Annotated in this window: 16 protein-coding genes; 5 read left to right on the forward strand and 11 right to left on the reverse strand. The window is 40.1% G+C overall.

Features of this window, described 5'->3' with window-relative positions:
- Positions 1 to 19: 19 nt before the first annotated feature.
- Entirely contained in the window at positions 20 to 760 is a 741-nt protein-coding gene (locus tag I6F43_RS14375; protein ID WP_007582191.1) for a phosphoadenylyl-sulfate reductase, read from the forward strand.
- A 142-nt stretch (positions 761 to 902) separates the two neighbouring features.
- Positions 903 to 1,451 (forward strand): DUF4124 domain-containing protein, encoded by a 549-nt coding sequence (locus I6F43_RS14380; protein ID WP_197102861.1) that lies wholly within the window; start codon positions 903 to 905, stop codon positions 1,449 to 1,451.
- On the opposite strand, the gene I6F43_RS14385 is transcribed toward I6F43_RS14380, so the two are convergent.
- The 4 genes from I6F43_RS14385 to I6F43_RS14400 form a co-directional block, all read right to left on the reverse strand.
- On the reverse strand, positions 1,452 to 1,706 hold the full coding sequence (locus I6F43_RS14385) for a hypothetical protein (protein WP_024589527.1): 255 nt from the start codon (positions 1,704 to 1,706) through the stop codon (positions 1,452 to 1,454). It abuts the gene before it with no gap.
- Between the two features lie 136 nt (positions 1,707 to 1,842).
- Positions 1,843 to 4,587 carry an aconitate hydratase AcnA gene (acnA, locus tag I6F43_RS14390; RefSeq protein WP_010554785.1) on the reverse strand — a complete coding sequence of 915 codons (2,745 nt, stop codon included), beginning with the start codon at positions 4,585 to 4,587 and terminating at the stop codon, positions 1,843 to 1,845.
- 202 nt (positions 4,588 to 4,789) lie between these two features.
- Positions 4,790 to 5,218, reverse strand: coding sequence for a hypothetical protein (locus tag I6F43_RS14395; protein WP_197102863.1), 429 nt, complete (start codon positions 5,216 to 5,218; stop codon positions 4,790 to 4,792).
- Positions 5,219 to 5,316: 98 nt separating this feature from the next.
- On the reverse strand, positions 5,317 to 5,700 hold the full coding sequence (locus I6F43_RS14400; RefSeq protein ID WP_010554787.1) for an RNA-binding S4 domain-containing protein: 384 nt from the start codon (positions 5,698 to 5,700) through the stop codon (positions 5,317 to 5,319).
- A 245-nt stretch (positions 5,701 to 5,945) separates the two neighbouring features.
- On the opposite strand from I6F43_RS14400, the gene I6F43_RS14405 reads away from it, so the two are divergent.
- Both I6F43_RS14405 and I6F43_RS14410 read left to right on the forward strand, forming a co-directional pair.
- The gene (locus tag I6F43_RS14405) at positions 5,946 to 6,233 is read left to right on the forward strand and encodes a hypothetical protein (protein WP_024607643.1); all 288 of its coding nucleotides are present in this window, start codon (positions 5,946 to 5,948) and stop codon (positions 6,231 to 6,233) included.
- 55 nt (positions 6,234 to 6,288) lie between these two features.
- Positions 6,289 to 6,954, forward strand: a complete 666-nt coding sequence (locus I6F43_RS14410) for a hypothetical protein (protein ID WP_197102865.1) — start codon at positions 6,289 to 6,291, stop codon at positions 6,952 to 6,954.
- Positions 6,955 to 6,963: 9 nt separating this feature from the next.
- Here I6F43_RS14410 and I6F43_RS14415 read toward each other — a convergent pair whose 3' ends face one another.
- The 5 genes from I6F43_RS14415 to glnA all read right to left on the reverse strand — a co-directional run bounded on the left by I6F43_RS14415 (position 6,964) and on the right by glnA (position 12,045).
- On the reverse strand, positions 6,964 to 7,422 hold the full coding sequence (locus tag I6F43_RS14415; RefSeq protein ID WP_002961116.1) for a cyclic nucleotide-binding domain-containing protein: 459 nt from the start codon (positions 7,420 to 7,422) through the stop codon (positions 6,964 to 6,966).
- A gap of 29 nt (positions 7,423 to 7,451) precedes the next feature.
- Entirely contained in the window at positions 7,452 to 8,837 is a 1,386-nt protein-coding gene (gene ntrC, locus I6F43_RS14420) for a nitrogen regulation protein NR(I) (protein WP_197102867.1), read from the reverse strand.
- 14 nt (positions 8,838 to 8,851) lie between these two features.
- Positions 8,852 to 9,922 carry a nitrogen regulation protein NR(II) gene (gene glnL, locus I6F43_RS14425; protein WP_007582173.1) on the reverse strand — a complete coding sequence of 357 codons (1,071 nt, stop codon included), beginning with the start codon at positions 9,920 to 9,922 and terminating at the stop codon, positions 8,852 to 8,854.
- 82 nt (positions 9,923 to 10,004) lie between these two features.
- On the reverse strand, positions 10,005 to 10,526 hold the full coding sequence (locus I6F43_RS14430) for a DUF4124 domain-containing protein (RefSeq protein WP_024589531.1): 522 nt from the start codon (positions 10,524 to 10,526) through the stop codon (positions 10,005 to 10,007).
- A 112-nt stretch (positions 10,527 to 10,638) separates the two neighbouring features.
- A complete protein-coding gene (gene glnA / locus I6F43_RS14435; protein WP_010554792.1) occupies positions 10,639 to 12,045 on the reverse strand; it encodes a glutamate--ammonia ligase in 1,407 nt (468 codons plus the stop codon).
- A 507-nt stretch (positions 12,046 to 12,552) separates the two neighbouring features.
- Between glnA and typA the strand changes: the two genes are divergently transcribed.
- A complete protein-coding gene (gene typA / locus I6F43_RS14440; RefSeq protein ID WP_010554793.1) occupies positions 12,553 to 14,376 on the forward strand; it encodes a translational GTPase TypA in 1,824 nt (607 codons plus the stop codon).
- A gap of 364 nt (positions 14,377 to 14,740) precedes the next feature.
- Here the strand turns inward: typA and I6F43_RS14445 are convergent, their stop codons facing one another.
- On the reverse strand, positions 14,741 to 15,469 hold the full coding sequence (locus tag I6F43_RS14445) for a CBM9 family sugar-binding protein (protein ID WP_197102869.1): 729 nt from the start codon (positions 15,467 to 15,469) through the stop codon (positions 14,741 to 14,743).
- A 67-nt stretch (positions 15,470 to 15,536) separates the two neighbouring features.
- A complete protein-coding gene (locus I6F43_RS14450; protein ID WP_197102871.1) occupies positions 15,537 to 16,616 on the reverse strand; it encodes an MBL fold metallo-hydrolase in 1,080 nt (359 codons plus the stop codon).
- Positions 16,617 to 16,653 lie beyond the last annotated feature (37 nt).

Raw genomic sequence — 16,653 nt, forward strand, 5'->3', positions numbered from 1 at the left:
GTGAGGTTTGGAATTTACCATGAGTGAATTTAAAAACATTTTACAGCTAGATAAACAAAGCCAAACGGCTATGTTAGCTGATGCTAATGGTTTACTAGCGAATATGAGCGCAGAACAGCGTGTTGCATGGGCGCTTGATAACTTGCCTAATACGGCTTTTTTATCATCTAGCTTTGGTATTCAAGCGGCAGTAATGCTGCATTTAATGACCTCACAACGTCCAGATATTCCCGTTGTATTAACCGATACAGGCTATTTATTTCCTGAAACGTATCAGTTTATTGAGCAAATGAGTGAGCGTTTATCACTTAACTTAAAGGTGTATAGAGCGCCGCTTAGCCCAGCATGGCAAGAGGCTAAATTTGGTAAACTATGGGAGAAAGGCGAAGACGGCATTAAGCAATATAATCAGCTTAATAAAGTAGAGCCGATGACCCGTGCGTTAAAAGAAATAGAGGCTGGCACTTGGTTTAGTGGTTTGCGCCGCGATCAATCATCTACACGTGCTGATAAACAGTTTGTAGAAATTAGCCGTGGTACCGTTAAAGTGTACCCGATTATTGAATGGTCTAACCGCGACGTGTATCAGTATCTTACTAAGCACGATTTACCTTACCACCCATTATGGGAGCAAGGTTATGTGTCTATGGGAGACGTACATACAACACGTAAGTTAGAACCAGGAATGACTGAGGAAGAAACTCGCTTTTTTGGTTTAAACCGAGAATGTGGACTACACATGGATGGTGACGGTATTTAACGCGACTACGGTGTAGTTAAATTGCAAATAAAAACGCAGCTTCGGCTGCGTTTTTATTTTTTATTAGGGTACAAAAAATTGCCTAATTAAGTATTTTTTATTAGACTCAAGGCAATAAAGGATTAATTAAAGCAGGAACGCTATGAAATACTTTACCTACTTAGCTATATCAATCATGGCTATTGCAGTCATCTCTTTGTTTTATTTAAAAAAGCCCGATGGTCAAACATGGCTTTCTGCATCATCAATTAGCAGTGAATCTCAGCAAATTAAAGAAAAAATGGTTGCGCTATCTAGCAATACTTTGGATCAAGCAGTGCAGGGCGTTAAGCAAGCTGGCGATAAAATTGCGAGCAGTATTTCTGATGAACCAATCCCTGAAAGTACTACCTCAAGCAGCAAAATTTTTAAGTGGCAAGACGAAACAGGCCAATGGCACTTTTCTGATACACCTAACCCGCATGCAAAAAGCATTGAAGTAAAACTCGATCCTAAAGATATTACTGTTATTGCTGCAGAAGACACGTCTATTTTAAATACCTCCCCAAGTACAAATACAATGTCAGCTGCACCAGAGGGGATCAGTATTTTGAACCCAGACTCTGTTAAAAAGCTATTTAATGATGCCAATAATGTAAAAGACAAACTAGAAAAACGTAATAAAGAAATTAATAATTTAAGTGCACTTTAATTATTTAGAGTGAGTACTTTTATGGTTTTTTAAATAACGTTTTTCGGCTTCCATCAATAATACGGTTAAATATATTTTAGTGGGAAGCGACAGCAGTACACCTACAGCAATGCATGCCGCCGCTATAATTATTCCTTTAATACCATGCTCGACAGTAAAGTAACTCGACACAATTAAAGTGTGGCCAGTCACGATAAGGCACAACCCAAGCACTATTGATGTTTTAAGCAGCCTAATTATCATTGTTTGCGACATAGTTACCTCACTAATAGTCGCATAGTGTAGGCACGCTTTAAATGCTTAGCATTGATTTAAGACAACAAACAGCACACATAAAAAAGCCCAGCTTATTACTAAGCTGGGCTTTTAAATGTATTAACTACCGTCTTTGTTAGTCGAGCATATTACGCAGTACATATTGTAAAATACCGCCGTGTTTGTAGTAATCCCACTCTTTAGGGGTATCAATACGTACATCAGCACTCAAGGTTACTTTTTTACCTTCGGCATTTGTAGCAATAACGGTTACTTCATCGGTTTTATCGTACAGGCCATCAATATCAAATTGTTCTTGCCCTGTTAACCCATGTGACTCGTAGCTTTCACCTTCTTTAAATTGCAGCGGTAATACACCCATACCAATTAAGTTAGAGCGATGAATTCGCTCATAGCTTTGTGCTACAACCGCTTTAACGCCTAGTAAAAGTGAGCCTTTGGCCGCCCAGTCACGAGATGAACCCGTACCGTATTCCTTACCCGCTAAAATAATGAGTGGCGTATTATTTTTTTGATACTCCATTGCTGCATCATAAATACTCTCTAGCGTATCGCCAGGCTGAGTACGTGTTACGCCGCCTTCAGTACCTGGTGCTAGTAAGTTTTTAAGACGAACATTAGCAAACGTGCCACGCATCATTACTTCGTGATTACCACGGCGTGAACCGTACGAGTTAAACTGCGCTTTATCTACGCCATTTTCTTGCAAGTATAAACCTGCTGGTGCATCTGCTTTAATAGCGCCCGCAGGAGAAATATGGTCAGTGGTTACTGAATCCCCAAGCTTAGCTAAACAACGTGCACCTTCGATAGTAGGAATGCCCGGTGGTTCTACTTTCATACCATCAAAAAATGGTGCTTTTTTAATGTAGGTAGATGCGTCATCCCAATCGTAAAGTTTGCCATCTGGTATTTTAATTTGCTGCCAACGGCTATCGCCTTCGTAAACGTTAGCGTAGCTTTTTTCGAACATTTCTTTAGTTACTGTTTCTTTAACTAGGTCACTTACTTCTTTAACGCTTGGCCAAATGTTTTTAAGGTAAATATCGTTACCGTTAGCATCTTGAGCCAGGGGTTCGTTGTATACGTCAATATCGGTTCTGCCCGCAATGGCGTAAGCAACAACAAGCGGAGGGGACGCTAAAAAGTTCATTTTAACATCTTGGTGAATACGCCCTTCAAAGTTACGGTTACCCGATAAAATAGAGCTCACTACCAATTTATGTTTTTGAATTGCGTCTGATATTTCAGTTGCAAGCGGCCCTGAGTTACCAATACACGTAGTACAGCCGTAGCCAACTAAGTTAAAGCCTAAGCTTTCTAAGTCGTCCATTAAGCCTGCTTTTTCTAGGTAGTCGGTAACTACTTTAGAGCCTGGTGCAAGTGATGTTTTAACCCAAGGTTTTACATTAATGCCTAACTGTTTTGCTTTTTTGGCAACCAAACCAGCAGCTAAAATAACACTTGGGTTAGAAGTATTAGTACAGCTGGTAATTGCGGCAATAACACAAGCGCCATCGTTTAACTCAAACTCTTGCCCTTTAAATTTAACCTTGGCGGCGCCCATAAACTGCGCTTCGTTGACTGGTTCATCTGGATTTGTTGTTGGCCCTTCACTTTCAATACGAGCTTGTTCTTCGTCGCTATTATCACGACGAGCCATACGTTCATCTTGAAAGTTTTTTAAATGCTGGCTAATCACTTCACCAGCCTTGTCTAGGGAAATTCTATCCTGTGGTCGTTTAGGGCCTGCAAGGCTTGGTACAACATCACCTAATTTAAGCTCGAGTGTATCGGTATAGCTAGCTTCGTCACCATCGTTACGCCATAAACCTTGGTGTTTTGCGTAATCCTCAATTACCTTTAGGTGACTTTCGTCGCGGTTTGTTAAGCGAAGATAGTTAATGGTTTCATCATCAATTGGGAAAATACCACACGTAGCGCCGTATTCTGGTGCCATATTCGCTATGGTTGCTCTATCGGCAAGTGGTAAGTCGGCAAGGCCATCACCATAAAACTCTACAAATTTACCCACTACACCATGGTTACGCAGTATTTCGGTTACCGTTAACACTAAATCTGTAGCTGTAGTACCTTCAGGTAAGCGGCCGCTTAGCTTCATACCGACTACTTGTGGAATGAGTAAGCTAATTGGCTGACCAAGCATGGCTGCTTCGGCTTCAATACCGCCTACACCCCAACCAAGCACACCTAAGCCATTAATCATGGTGGTGTGAGAGTCAGTCCCTACAAGCGTGTCTGGGTAAGCAAATTTTTTGCCGTCGCGCTCTTCATTAAAAACTACGCGCGCTAAGTATTCTAGGTTTACTTGGTGAACAATACCGGTTGCTGGTGGCACTACTTTTAAATTATCAAAAGCGGTTTGTCCCCAGCGTAAAAATTCGTAACGTTCTTTATTTCGGTCGTATTCTAGTTTTGCATTTAAATCAAAAGCACCATCGTTACCATAACCATCTACTTGTACCGAGTGATCAATGACAAGCTCAGCAGGTGATAACGGGTTTATTTTTGCGGGATCTCCACCTAGTTTTTCCATTGCGTCACGCATCGCGGCTAAATCAACAATAGCGGGTACGCCGGTAAAATCTTGCATAACAACACGGGCGGGAGTAAAGGCAACTTCAGATGCAGGCTTTGCTTGAGGATCCCAATTAAGGAGAGCTTGAATATCTTGTTCTTTTATATTTGCGCCATCTTCGTTACGAAGAAGGTTTTCAAGTAATACTTTTAAGGAAAAGGGCAATCGTTTCGCTTTGTCGCCAAGTCCTTTTAGAGAATGAATATGATATTGCTCACCATTTATTGTGAGCTGATGTTGGGTATCGAAACTATTATTCATTATTTGCCCCTTTATGAATTAGAAAAATATTTTGAAGAGTGACCTCTGTAGTGTTCGAGTTGCAAAGTACATACCAGTGTAAAAAATCGTGTTTAGAGAACGAATTTTATACAGTTAATATAGTAGAGATGATGCTGAAAAGTTTAATTTCAAGAGATGATTTGAAAGAGGTAGGGTCAATAGTTATTTCGACCCTTATTAATTACTGTAACCAACCTTGTTGCTTACCTTTAATACTCAAACAAAGTAAAGCGATGGCAATAATGATTACAAATATAGGCATAAATACAGCACTTGCACCAAGTAGCTCAATACTGTTTATGACCACAAAATTATAATATTGCTGAATTAAAATAGCGCCGAGCGATAGCGCAAAAGTAGGTGTTGCCAGCGCGTTTTTAGCAAGTAAAAACAGACAACCAAAAGTGCTTCCAAATACAGCTATAGCAAATGCAATGGTTGACCAAATAGGAACGTTAGAGTAGGCAGCTTGTTGATCTAGCGGAAGTTTACCTATCACTTCGGGTGTCATCATCATGTGCATAGCAAATGCAATAACGCCAAGTAAGTTCCATACGAGTGCCGCCCATGCAGCGGGCTTAAACCAATTTTTAGGTGTTTTAACAGACATTTTATAACCTTGTTTTTATTATTAATTAGGTTATTAAAGAGTAAAAAGGCCAACTATACAAGTTGACCTTTTTATATAAAAAGAGGGCTTTTAAATGCTTAACCAAACGAAATAGGTCGACGACCTGTTTTATCATCTACTTTTGGTTTTTTAGTTCGCTTACGCTTACTTTTAGCTGGCTGATTTGTTGGTTGTGGTGCAGCTTGCTTTGACTCTGCTTGAGTTTGTACCGCAGGTTTTTCTGCAGGGGTTGCGTCTTCACTTAGCGCAAGTTTAAAAAATTCGCCATCAAATTCTAATACATCGCCACTGTATAATTTTTTCCGCTTTATTGTACAAATTTCATGGTTAACACCCACATAGCCTTCGGTAATTAGGTTTTTAGCTTGGCCGCCACCTTCAACTAAGTTTAGTACTTTTAATAATTTACAAAGCTCAATTGGCTCTTCTTCTAATTCTATTTCTATGTATTCTTCGTTCATATTTGCTCTCGGTGGGGTAACGCACAAGCTGTAGTATAAAGGCTTGCAGCTACTTTTGCACCAAAGCAAGTGACTTTCGCTAATTGTAATACTTAAATAGCTATGAAATTTTTTATGTATTTTATCTGTCTTTAAAAAAACTGAAGCAATTGAAGAGTAACCTTTGCAGCAGTTAATTTTACGTATGGCCTGCTAATTGCTAAAACTTTGGCGGATTAAATAGTTTTCATTAAATGGAGTAGGAAATGGGCGTAAGATTGGCAATGAAAAAAGAGCTAATGGGATTAGACAATTCAGGTATGTTAACTGCTGACGATGTTAGAGAGCACCTTGCTAATTCTGTAAAAAAGCAAGCTGATCAAGATGAACGCGGTTTTTCTGTAATTTCAAAGTTCAATGATACCCATAGCCGTTTAGTTAGTGGTGATGCCACGAGAAAAACAAAACTCGAGTTTGAACGACATCGTTTATTTAAAGACGTTTTATATACTCGAAAAAGTGTTGATGCTTGGTTAGATAGCCAAACAAATTAAATTGCTATAAATAGTTACCTTTAATAGACTACAAGCGTAATCAAAAGGGGTAACTATGAAAAATGGAATTTTAATGTGTGTGTTGGCATTACCATTAGCTGCGTGCCAACAACCTACCGTGTATGTATTTAGTGAAAACTTGCAAGATGAACAGAGCAATCAGCTCGATGCTGCGCTAAAAGCACAATCGCTCCCTTATGAATATGTACCGCTGGCAATCCCATCAGAGTTTGGTGAGGCTACATTACTCTTATCAAGTGACAAAATTTACCCAAAAGAGACTGAGCAGTTAGCTACTATTATGCAGGGGCTAGGTTACGAGCCACAAGTTAACTATACAACGCGTTCAAATCATTTTTATGGTGATGGCAATATAGGCTTTTATCTAAAAAATGCAGTGGCGGGTACAACCTTTGTTATGCCTAAAAAGTTACGAACAACTCAATGCAGCGAAGACAAGTACAATGATTTACTCGTCACATTTACAGATAAATATGCTGACTTTACCTTACCCAGTGGCGCTGTTGTAAGGTTAGGTTGGGAGTTTTTGTACGGTTACGTTGTCATTTATTACAAAAATTATTCGCAAACATACAGTCACTCACAACCATTTATAAATACGCCCTTTGGCGCCAAACCATCCGATACTTACAGGTTTACAGCTCACGTTAATAACCCCAGCTGGCTTGATTGCTCACTACAAATTGTTTATATGGACTGAGTGATAGAGTTAACCGTGAGTTTCTATATGCTCGCTAAGTTTTGCAATACGCAGACTCATACCTTCTATAATTCGGTCTTTAATTTTTTCGCGGATAACATTAGGTAAGCGGGTGAGTGCTTCAGGGGTAATGGCAAGTACTATGGTGTCGGTTTTAGCGCGAGCACTGGTACTGCGCTCTCGGTTATTTATAAAGGCACCTTCACCTATAAATTCACCGGGCTCAATAGTGCCAAGTTCTAGCAAATGGTTATGCTTAAATACCAGTAAAGCGCCGCTAAGTACAATGTACAAACGTTTGTCGTTATCGTATTGCTTAAATAAAAATTGATGCTGGCTTACTAAATACAACAGGCCGAACGACTCTAATAAGACTTGGCGCTCGCTGAGCGTAAATTCTTTAAAAAAGTGCAGCCTGTTTATTATTTCCATTTGTTTGAATAATGGAATATGTTCGATTAGCTTCATCAATAACCAAATGTGTTAAAAGCGTTTAATCAGCTAATATTGCGCTCTTTTAATTTTCGGGTCAACGTGTTGCGTCCCCAACCAATTTTTATAGCAGCATCTTGCTTATGACCAGAACAATTAGCCAGTGCGGTTTTAATTAAGCGAGTTTCTAGCTGGGCTTGAATGTCAGGCCAAATATTTTCTTTGCCTTTTTTTAGCTCTTGATTAAGCCATTGTTGAAACGCATCTAACCAATCACCTTCTTCTTGGGTTGGTGAAGCATCCAGAATCTCCGGCGGTAAGTCTTGCTCGCTTACAAGCTCACCCGGTGCCATAACTGTCAGCCAGCGACACGTGTTTTCTAATTGGCGTACATTGCCAGGCCAATTAAATAAACGTAATTGCTCTGTTGCCTTAGGGCTCAGCACTTTGCTTTCTACTTGTAGCTCTTTAGCGCTTTTATGTAAAAAATGTTGCGATAAGCTTTCTATATCTTCAGTGCGTTCTCGAAGAGCGGGTAAACGTAGGCGCACAACATTAAGACGATGAAATAAATCATCCCTAAATTTGCCCTGTTTAACTAAATCTTCAAGGTTTTGGTGCGTAGCTGCAATAATGCGTACGTCCACTTTTATACTTTGATGGCCACCAACGCGATAAAACTCACCATCGGCAAGAACGCGTAATAAACGTGTTTGTACATCAAGTGGCATATCACCAATTTCATCTAAAAATAGTGTGCCGCCATTGGCTTGCTCAAAACGGCCTTTACGCACGCTGTCGGCGCCCGTAAATGCGCCTTTTTCGTGGCCAAATAACTCTGACTCAACAAGCTCTTTTGGAATGGCTGCCATGTTAAGTGCAATAAATTGGTTTTCTTTACGTGGGCTATGATTGTGCAAAGCACTGGCGACAAGTTCTTTACCTGTTCCAGATTCACCATTTATTAATACGCTCATGCTAGAAGCCGATAGTTTACCTATCGCTCTAAACACTTCTTGCATTGCGGGCGCTTCACCAATTATGTGGGCACTTTTTGGTGGAGCTTGCTTGCGCTTAGTTTTTTTAGTGGAGTTTGCTCTGCATGCGCTTTCGACTAGCGCCACTGCTTCGTTTAAATCAAACGGCTTAGCGAGGTATTCAAAAGCACCTTTTTGGAATGCATTTACAGCTGAGTCTAAATCTGAGTGCGCAGTCATTATAATTACCGGCAGCCCAGGGTTTTGCTCTGCAATAAGTTCAAGCAACGCCATACCATCCATACCAGGCATTCGTACGTCAGAAACTAAAACAGTAGGTTGGCTAAACTTTAGGGCGCTTAGTACATCTTGCGCATTAGCAAAGCTCTCTGTGTTAAACCCTGCACGGGTTAGTGCTTTTTCAAGTACAAATCGAATAGAAGCATCATCATCTACAAGCCAAACTGTTTTCATGCAAACTCCAAACATTAATCTGCAAAGGGCAGATAGATATTAAATTCAGTATGTCCAGGCCAGCTATCACATTCTATATAGCCATCATGTTGATCTATCAGTGTTTGCGCTATTGAGAGTCCTAACCCAGAGCCACCTTCTTTATTGGTGATCATAGGGTAGAACAGTGTTTCGCGTACACTGGGATCAATACCTGGTCCGTTATCAGATATTTGGATCAACAAGGCTTTTTTAGGTGCTTTACCTGGGCGACGATGCTGATGATTAATGCGGGTTTTTATTGTTATTTCACCGCCATCTACAAGCGCCTGTTGGGCATTTCGAACAATGTTTAATACCACTTGCTGAATTTTGCCTTGATCAATGTATACATCAGGAATACTTGGGTCGTAATCTTTAACTAAGCTAATGTTAGAACAATTATCTAACGTACTTAGCCTTGCAACTGATTCAAGTGATTGATGTATATTGCCATACGATTTTTGCGGAAGTTGATTGGGTCCCAAAAGCCTATCTACTAGTTCGCGTAATCGGTCGGCTTGCTCAATGATGAGCTCAGCACATTGATCTCTTTCTTGTTGATCAACCTCATACTGCAATAACTGCGCCGCTCCGCGAATTCCACCTAAAGGATTTTTAATTTCGTGAGCTAAGCCTCTAATTAGGTTTCGGGCAGCTTGATATTGATGCATTTGATTAGACGCTTGGTCGTGCTTAATTTCGTCATCGGTTTGGCGCCACTCAAATAAAATATAAAGCGAGCCATTAAACTTAATTTGTCGTGTACTTACGGCTACTTTTGCATGGCGAGAATCGCTAAAAACCACGTCAGCTCTGTGCTGCTGGCAATCTACGCCTTCAACTAATGAGTATTGTTCTATACGCTGTAAATCGATTGAATGGTAGTTAAAAAGGCTATCAAACGGTTGTTCTAACAAGCGCTTATTACCAAGGCCAAGCAGCTCGCTGGTACTAGTATTGGCATATACAACGGTAAAGTTTTTATCAAGTAACATGATAGCGGTTGTTTGATTTTGCCAAATGGCATCGAGTAGCTCAGGGCTAAAGTTTTTATTATTAATCATAGCTGCACCATTTTAGTGCGTGGATGTTTGCAAGCAAGTTATATGGTTAAATACACTGCTGCACGTTTAGTAATACCCCAATTTAGTTACCTAGGTTTAGCCCTTTTCGGTGCATAAAAAATATGCAGGGTTCGCTTGTAGCAATAACTTGGTTTTTACTATTAAAAAGCTTTAATTGTAGTGTGTGCTGACCACGTTCTACATCTCTAATTGCAAAGGTTGAGCTGTCACTGGCTGGGCCGTGTGCTTTACCATCAATAAAAAGTTGTATAGTAAAACCAGTTTCAAAGCGTGGTTTTATTCGGCTAGTTACATAAACAGTGCCGGTATTTTCACGAATAGTCTGGTTATGATCAGGTGAGGAAATAGCAATACTAAAGGCCGCTTGTTGAGGCTGAGGTTGCTCGTCGAAAATGTCAGTATTTGTTGCAGGCATATTAAGATCTTGGCTGGTGAGCTTTACTTCTTGAGCCCCTTTATGAGGGGTGTCTGAGAACACTAATACGCCATTTTTATCTTTCCAAGCGTATATTTTTGTTTCACCGGCATAACCATAATTACTTAATCCTAAAGTAATTAATAGTAATAAAATCTTGTTATTCACTCTGCAGCCCTGCATTTTTATCGGTAACTTAACTTTAGTGGAGATTGACTAATTTTACCATTAAAAAAGCCCGCAAAGCGGGCTTGAGAACACACATATTTTTACAGCTTAATTAACAGCTGTAGTACATTTCAAACTCAACTGGGTGAGTTGTCATGTTAAGCTTTTCAACTTCTTTAGACTTAAGTTCGATGTAAGCATCGATTAAGTCATCAGTGAATACGCCACCTTGAGTTAAGAATTCACGGTCTGCGCTAAGTGCAGATAGTGCTTCGTCAAGTGATGCTGCAACAGTTGGAATTTCTGCTGCTTCTTCAGCTGGTAAGTCGTATAAATCTTTATCCATAGCATCGCCAGGGTGGATCTTGTTTTTGATACCATCAAGGCCAGCCATAAGCATTGCTGAGAAAGCAAGGTATGGGTTAGCAGTTGGATCTGGGAAGCGTACTTCAATACGACGACCTTTTTCAGATGGAACCACTGGGATACGGATTGATGCAGAACGGTTACGTGCAGAGTATGCAAGCATAACTGGTGCTTCAAAACCTGGTACTAAACGTTTGTACGAGTTAGTAGACGCATTTGCGAAAGCGTTAATTGCTTTAGCATGCTTGATGATGCCGCCAATGTAGTAAAGTGCATCTTCAGAAAGACCGCCGTACTTATCGCCAGCAAAAAGGTTAACACCGTCTTTAGCTAAAGACTGGTGACAATGCATACCAGAACCGTTATCACCAACAACTGGCTTAGGCATAAACGTTGCTGTTTTACCGTATAAGTGAGCCATGTTATGGATAACATATTTCATTTCTTGAATTTCATCCGCTTTTAATACCATTGTATTAAAGCGAGTAGCGATTTCGTTTTGACCTGCTGTTGCTACTTCGTGGTGATGTGCTTCTACTACTTGGCCCATTTCTTCTAGAACTAGACACGTAGCTGAACGCCAATCTTGGAAGTCATCAACTGGAGCAACTGGGAAGTAACCGCCTTTAACACCTGGACGGTGACCAGTGTTGCCATCTGCATATTCTTTATCTGAGTTCCAAGCAGCTTGCTTAGAATCAATTTTGTACATAGAACCAGACATATCTGATTTGTATTTAACATCGTCAAATACGAAAAATTCTGGCTCAGGGCCAAATAAAACAGTGTCTGCAATGCCTGTAGAACGCATGTAATCTTCAGCACGCTTAGCAACAGAACGCGGGTCGCGCTCATAGCCTTGTAGTGTAGAAGGCTCTACTACGTCACAACGTAAAATTAATGTCGCTTCTTCAGTGAAAGGGTCTAGTTTGATTGACTCAGGAACTGGCATTAATACCATGTCTGATTCGTTTATGCCTTTCCAGCCTGCAATTGAAGAACCGTCGAACATTTTACCGTCTTCGAAAAAATCTTCATCAACTTGGTGATGAGGAATCGATACATGTTGCTCTTTACCCTTAGTGTCAGTAAAGCGTAAATCAATGAACTTGACGTCATTTTCTTTAATAAAATCTAAAACCGATTGTGACATGTGTCCTCCAACTATTGGGTTTTGTTATTGCTGCATAATTGCTTTGGTATTTACTAAGCTGATTTTGTGCCATTATTGTAACTGGCTGTTTATAAATTAAAAAAATATCATTGCATCAAAATGGAATATATTTACGCACCATATTGGTGCGTAAATATTCCATTTTAGTGCAAAATTTACAGAGCGTAATTTGTTGTTAATTTAATCAGCTGAAATTAGCATAACCTAAATGTAAAAGAGTAACAAAAAGATCGGAAAAATAGCCAAAAAGACTGTTTTTCAAAAAAATATTGAAATTTAATTCATATAATTGTCATATATAAAACAGATACTTAGTAAAAGTATTGAGAAAGTTTTAAAATATGTATTGGATAAACTTTCATCCATGTCATTAATGAGGGATAATATGCGCCCTTTTAAATCCTATGCTGGGACATCTCGCGAAAGCGTGGATGAGTGCGTAGATCTTGCAGGATCATTGAGAATTTAATTTCTCTGAGTAAATATATGAGCATCGAAAAGTTAAGAAATATAGCGATTATCGCGCACGTTGACCACGGTAAAACAACTCTGGTTGACAAACTACTTGAGCAATCAGGTACATTAGAAACACGCGGCGGTAACGAAGAGCGCGTGATGGACTCAAACGACATTGAGAAAGAACGTGGTATTACCATTTTGGCTAAAAACACAGCCATCTCTTGGAACGACTACCATATCAATATCGTAGATACTCCGGGACACGCCGATTTCGGTGGTGAAGTTGAACGCGTACTTTCGATGGCTGACTCAGTATTATTACTTGTTGATGCTCAAGAAGGTCCAATGCCACAAACGCGTTTCGTTACGCAAAAGGCATTCGCGCAAGGCTTAAAGCCAATCGTAGTTATCAATAAAATTGATAAGCCAGGTTCACGTCCTGATTGGGTTATGGATCAAATCTTTGATTTATTCGACAACCTTGGCGCAACTGACGAACAGTTAGACTTTAAAGTAATCTACGCTTCAGCTATCAACGGCTGGGCAACACTAGATTTAGACGAGCCATCAGACAACATGGAACCTATGTTCAAGATGATCGTTGACGAAGTATCACCACCGGATGCAGATCCTGAAGGTGACTTCCAAATGCAAATTTCTCAACTAGATTACAACTCTTATGTTGGTGTAGTTGGTATTGGTCGTATTAAACGTGGTTCTGTTGCTCCTAACCAACAAGTTACTATTATCAGTGCAGATGGCACTACACGTAATGGTAAAATTGGCGCAGTACAAAGCTACTTAGGTCTTGAACGTATCGAAACTGATAGAGCTTACGCTGGTAACATCGTAACTGTAACAGGTATTGGTGAGCTTAAGATTTCTGATACAGTTTGTTTCCCAGGAAACGTTGAAGCATTACCACCACTAAGTGTTGATGAGCCAACTGTAACAATGACATTCTCTGTAAATAACTCACCTTTCTGTGGTAAAGAAGGTAAGTTTGTAACGTCACGTAATATCCGTGAACGTTTAGACAAAGAATTAGTACACAACGTAGCACTTCGCGTTGAAGATACTGGTAGCCCAGATAGCTTCCGTGTTTCTGGTCGTGGTGAATTACACCTAGGTATCTTAATCGAGAACATGCGTCGTGAAGGTTACGAGCTTTCAGTTTCTCGTCCAGAAGTTATCTTACGTACTGTAGATGGCGTTCTAGAAGAACCGTTTGAAACAGTTACTATTGACTGTCAAGACGAGCATCAGGGTTCTGTTATGGAACAAGTTGGCCTACGTAAAGGTGAGCTTACTAACATGACTCCAGATGGCAAAGGCCGTATGCGTTTAGATTTCATGATCCCTAGCCGTGGTTTAATTGGTTTCCAAACTGATTTCATGACGCTTACTTCGGGTTCTGGTCTTATGTACCATACGTTCGATCATTACGGTCCTCACAAAGGTGGCGACATCGGTGTTCGTAAGAACGGCGTAATGATTGCAAATGCAACTGGTAAAGCACTTACTAACGCATTATTCAACTTACAAGAACGCGGCCGTTTATTCATCGGTCACGGTGTTGAAGTATACGAAGGTATGGTTATCGGTATTCATAACCGTGATAACGACCTTACAGTTAACGCCCTTAAAGGCAAGCAGTTAACTAACGTACGTGCATCTGGTACTGATGAAGCGCAAACGCTTTCTCCACACCTTAACTACTCACTTGAGCAAGCGCTTGAGTTCATCGATGATGACGAGCTAGTTGAAGTAACTCCACTAAACATTCGTATTCGTAAGCGTTACCTTACTGAAAACGAACGTAAACGTGCAGGTCGTGGACCTAAGTCATAATCTATTAATTTAGAATAATGATTTTAAAAGCCGCTGTATTGCAAAATACAGCGGCTTTTTTGTGGATGAAAACAAGAGCTGTAGGCTATAAGTCGTCAGCTGACAGTATTTAGCTTAAAATTATATAGCTACCGTTTTGTTATGAAATTTCCATAATATATTTACCTCTAAAAGCGCAGCGCCTCTTAACCTCTTTGTGAATAATTTATTTAAAGATTTTTTGCACAAGGAGAAGGGAATGAGAAGAGCGAAAGTTGAAACAGCCGATAATGTAAAGTATCAGTGTTTGTTGGTGGGCTTTTTTTCGCTGGGTTTCGCTTCGCTCAACCCAACATACGTGTTCAATTATTTTATTGGTAGTTACTTACTTTTTAGGGAGTAGGGTTATTTTGCCAAAGACGTCGGCATCTATAAAACCACGATTTCTGTCGCCATTTACTGGTTGTACTTCGTGTGAGCCCATAAAGTGCTCGCGCACGTCACTGCCATCGTTATCGCAATACGCTAACATAAAGCCTATTACTTGCTTTTCGCTAAGTGTAATTGGGGTGTTATTAGCTCCTTCTTTATAATCATTAGGGTAGAGCTTTATTGCTACTTCCCAAGTAATGTTAAAAGGTGCGGTGGTGTTGCGCTTCCAGTTGCTGACTAGGTGGTCGGTATACAAATGGGCTTTTTTATCAGGTCCGTAATCGGCGGCTTGGTTATCAAGGCCAATGTGGTACGCCAAAGCGGTGTGATTAAATTGATGATTTCCGCCTGATGCATCGCTATCAATAAATACTTCAAGCGCGTCGTCATCCCAATATTTATAGGTTGGATCGGCGTGTGTATCTATTAAAACGTCATCCACAATATCGGCTTGTAGGTATAAATAGTTTTGATCCCACAGTAAGCGATAACGCCCTTTAAAGTCGGCATCGCTTGATGGCAGTGTGCCATCCATTAAATAAGGCATATCATGCCAAGCGGCTTTATCCCACGCACTTTCTGATACGCCATCAATAGTAATTGGAGTTGATGTATGTTCAACATCAATGGCCATTGCAGGCGTGCTTAATAAAAAGCTTAAGGCGAGTGCTAATTTTTTCATTAATTTCTCAATTTTATTGTGGATTTGTCTTAATGTAATAACAATCTTAAAACAGCTAAGTAAATAGTTACAGTGAAATACTTTCGCCTTCGTTTAAAATATACAGCGGTGTTTTAGCATCCATATTTTTAACCATGTGTAATAAACGTAGCAAAGCAGAGTGGCTAGTATGGTCGCCCATTTTCCAACTTGAGTTACCGTATCCCCACGGTATCATTACTTTGCAGTTAAGCTCTTGTGCTGCGTTGAGCGCATCCTCTGGTGTGGTGTGAACGTAACGATAAAATTTACCACTTTCTTTACTGTAGTAAGATGCGATTGGTATTAAGCACACATCTATATCGCCATATTTTTGCTGTATGTCTTTAAAGTGTTTTGAGTAGCCCGTATCGCCTGCAAAAAATAAGGTACTGCCGTTTTGTTCAAGCAGCCAGCCATTCCATAAGTCTTTATTGTTATCTTCGTAAATAAAGGGCACCAATACACGAGCGCTAAAATGATGAGCTGGCACGGCATTAATAACTAAGTCGTCAATGTTGGTTGTTGAATACCACGGCATTTCGCTAATATTAAAACCACCGGTAGGAAAGTTGTCGGCCATACCGAGTGGTGTTAAATAGCGAGGTTTATTGCCAATGCTTTGTATGTCGGCTTTATTAAAGTGATCGTAATGAATATGTGAATACATTACCGCATCAATATTTTCCAGTTCTTGCTCACTAGGCCAAGCGCCTGCTTTACGATAAATACCACCGCCGAGTTTAAAGCCAAGTGCGACTGGAGAATCAAACTGATTTTTTACCGGATCAAACAGCACATTTTGACCATTTGGAGTGTTAATTACAAAACTAGCGTGGCCAAGCCAGCGTACGGTATAGCCGGTACTAAGTTGTGGTTTAGTTTGCTGGCCTTGGTACTGGCAGTTTTCGCTGCCGGTTTTGCATAGTAAGTCTGGGTGGGCTGGGTAGCAGTTTTCAGTACAGGTAGTGGGATATGTTTTTTCACCTGTGTATAAATTTTTATAACGACCATTCTTATCATTAATAACAACAACTGAGTCGGGGCTGGATATATGATTAATATTATTAGGTGCACCGCAGGCCGTTAATATACATAAGAGCGTTGTTGCGATTAAAAAGCGTTTCATTGTAAATCCCTTTTAGCATTCCCTTTAACATAAAAAA

This window comes from Pseudoalteromonas sp. NZS71_1, assembly GCF_015864305.1.
GTDB classification, from domain to species: domain Bacteria; phylum Pseudomonadota; class Gammaproteobacteria; order Enterobacterales; family Alteromonadaceae; genus Pseudoalteromonas; species Pseudoalteromonas arctica.

Bases quoted from the DNA above. Each gene is read 5' to 3' on its own strand.
- I6F43_RS14375 (WP_007582191.1), top strand. From the start codon at position 20: ATGAGTGAATTTAAAAACATTTTACAGCTAGATAAACAAAGCCAAACG.
- I6F43_RS14380 (WP_197102861.1), top strand. From the start codon at position 903: ATGAAATACTTTACCTACTTAGCTATATCAATCATGGCTATTGCAGTC.
- I6F43_RS14385 (WP_024589527.1), bottom strand. From the start codon at position 1,706: ATGTCGCAAACAATGATAATTAGGCTGCTTAAAACATCAATAGTGCTT.
- acnA (WP_010554785.1), bottom strand. From the start codon at position 4,587: ATGAATAATAGTTTCGATACCCAACATCAGCTCACAATAAATGGTGAG.
- I6F43_RS14395 (WP_197102863.1), bottom strand. From the start codon at position 5,218: ATGTCTGTTAAAACACCTAAAAATTGGTTTAAGCCCGCTGCATGGGCG.
- I6F43_RS14400 (WP_010554787.1), bottom strand. From the start codon at position 5,700: ATGAACGAAGAATACATAGAAATAGAATTAGAAGAAGAGCCAATTGAG.
- I6F43_RS14405 (WP_024607643.1), top strand. From the start codon at position 5,946: ATGGGCGTAAGATTGGCAATGAAAAAAGAGCTAATGGGATTAGACAAT.
- I6F43_RS14410 (WP_197102865.1), top strand. From the start codon at position 6,289: ATGAAAAATGGAATTTTAATGTGTGTGTTGGCATTACCATTAGCTGCG.
- I6F43_RS14415 (WP_002961116.1), bottom strand. From the start codon at position 7,422: ATGAAGCTAATCGAACATATTCCATTATTCAAACAAATGGAAATAATA.
- ntrC (WP_197102867.1), bottom strand. From the start codon at position 8,837: ATGAAAACAGTTTGGCTTGTAGATGATGATGCTTCTATTCGATTTGTA.
- glnL (WP_007582173.1), bottom strand. From the start codon at position 9,922: ATGATTAATAATAAAAACTTTAGCCCTGAGCTACTCGATGCCATTTGG.
- glnA (WP_010554792.1), bottom strand. From the start codon at position 12,045: ATGTCACAATCGGTTTTAGATTTTATTAAAGAAAATGACGTCAAGTTC.
- typA (WP_010554793.1), top strand. From the start codon at position 12,553: ATGAGCATCGAAAAGTTAAGAAATATAGCGATTATCGCGCACGTTGAC.
- I6F43_RS14445 (WP_197102869.1), bottom strand. From the start codon at position 15,469: ATGAAAAAATTAGCACTCGCCTTAAGCTTTTTATTAAGCACGCCTGCA.
- I6F43_RS14450 (WP_197102871.1), bottom strand. From the start codon at position 16,616: ATGAAACGCTTTTTAATCGCAACAACGCTCTTATGTATATTAACGGCC.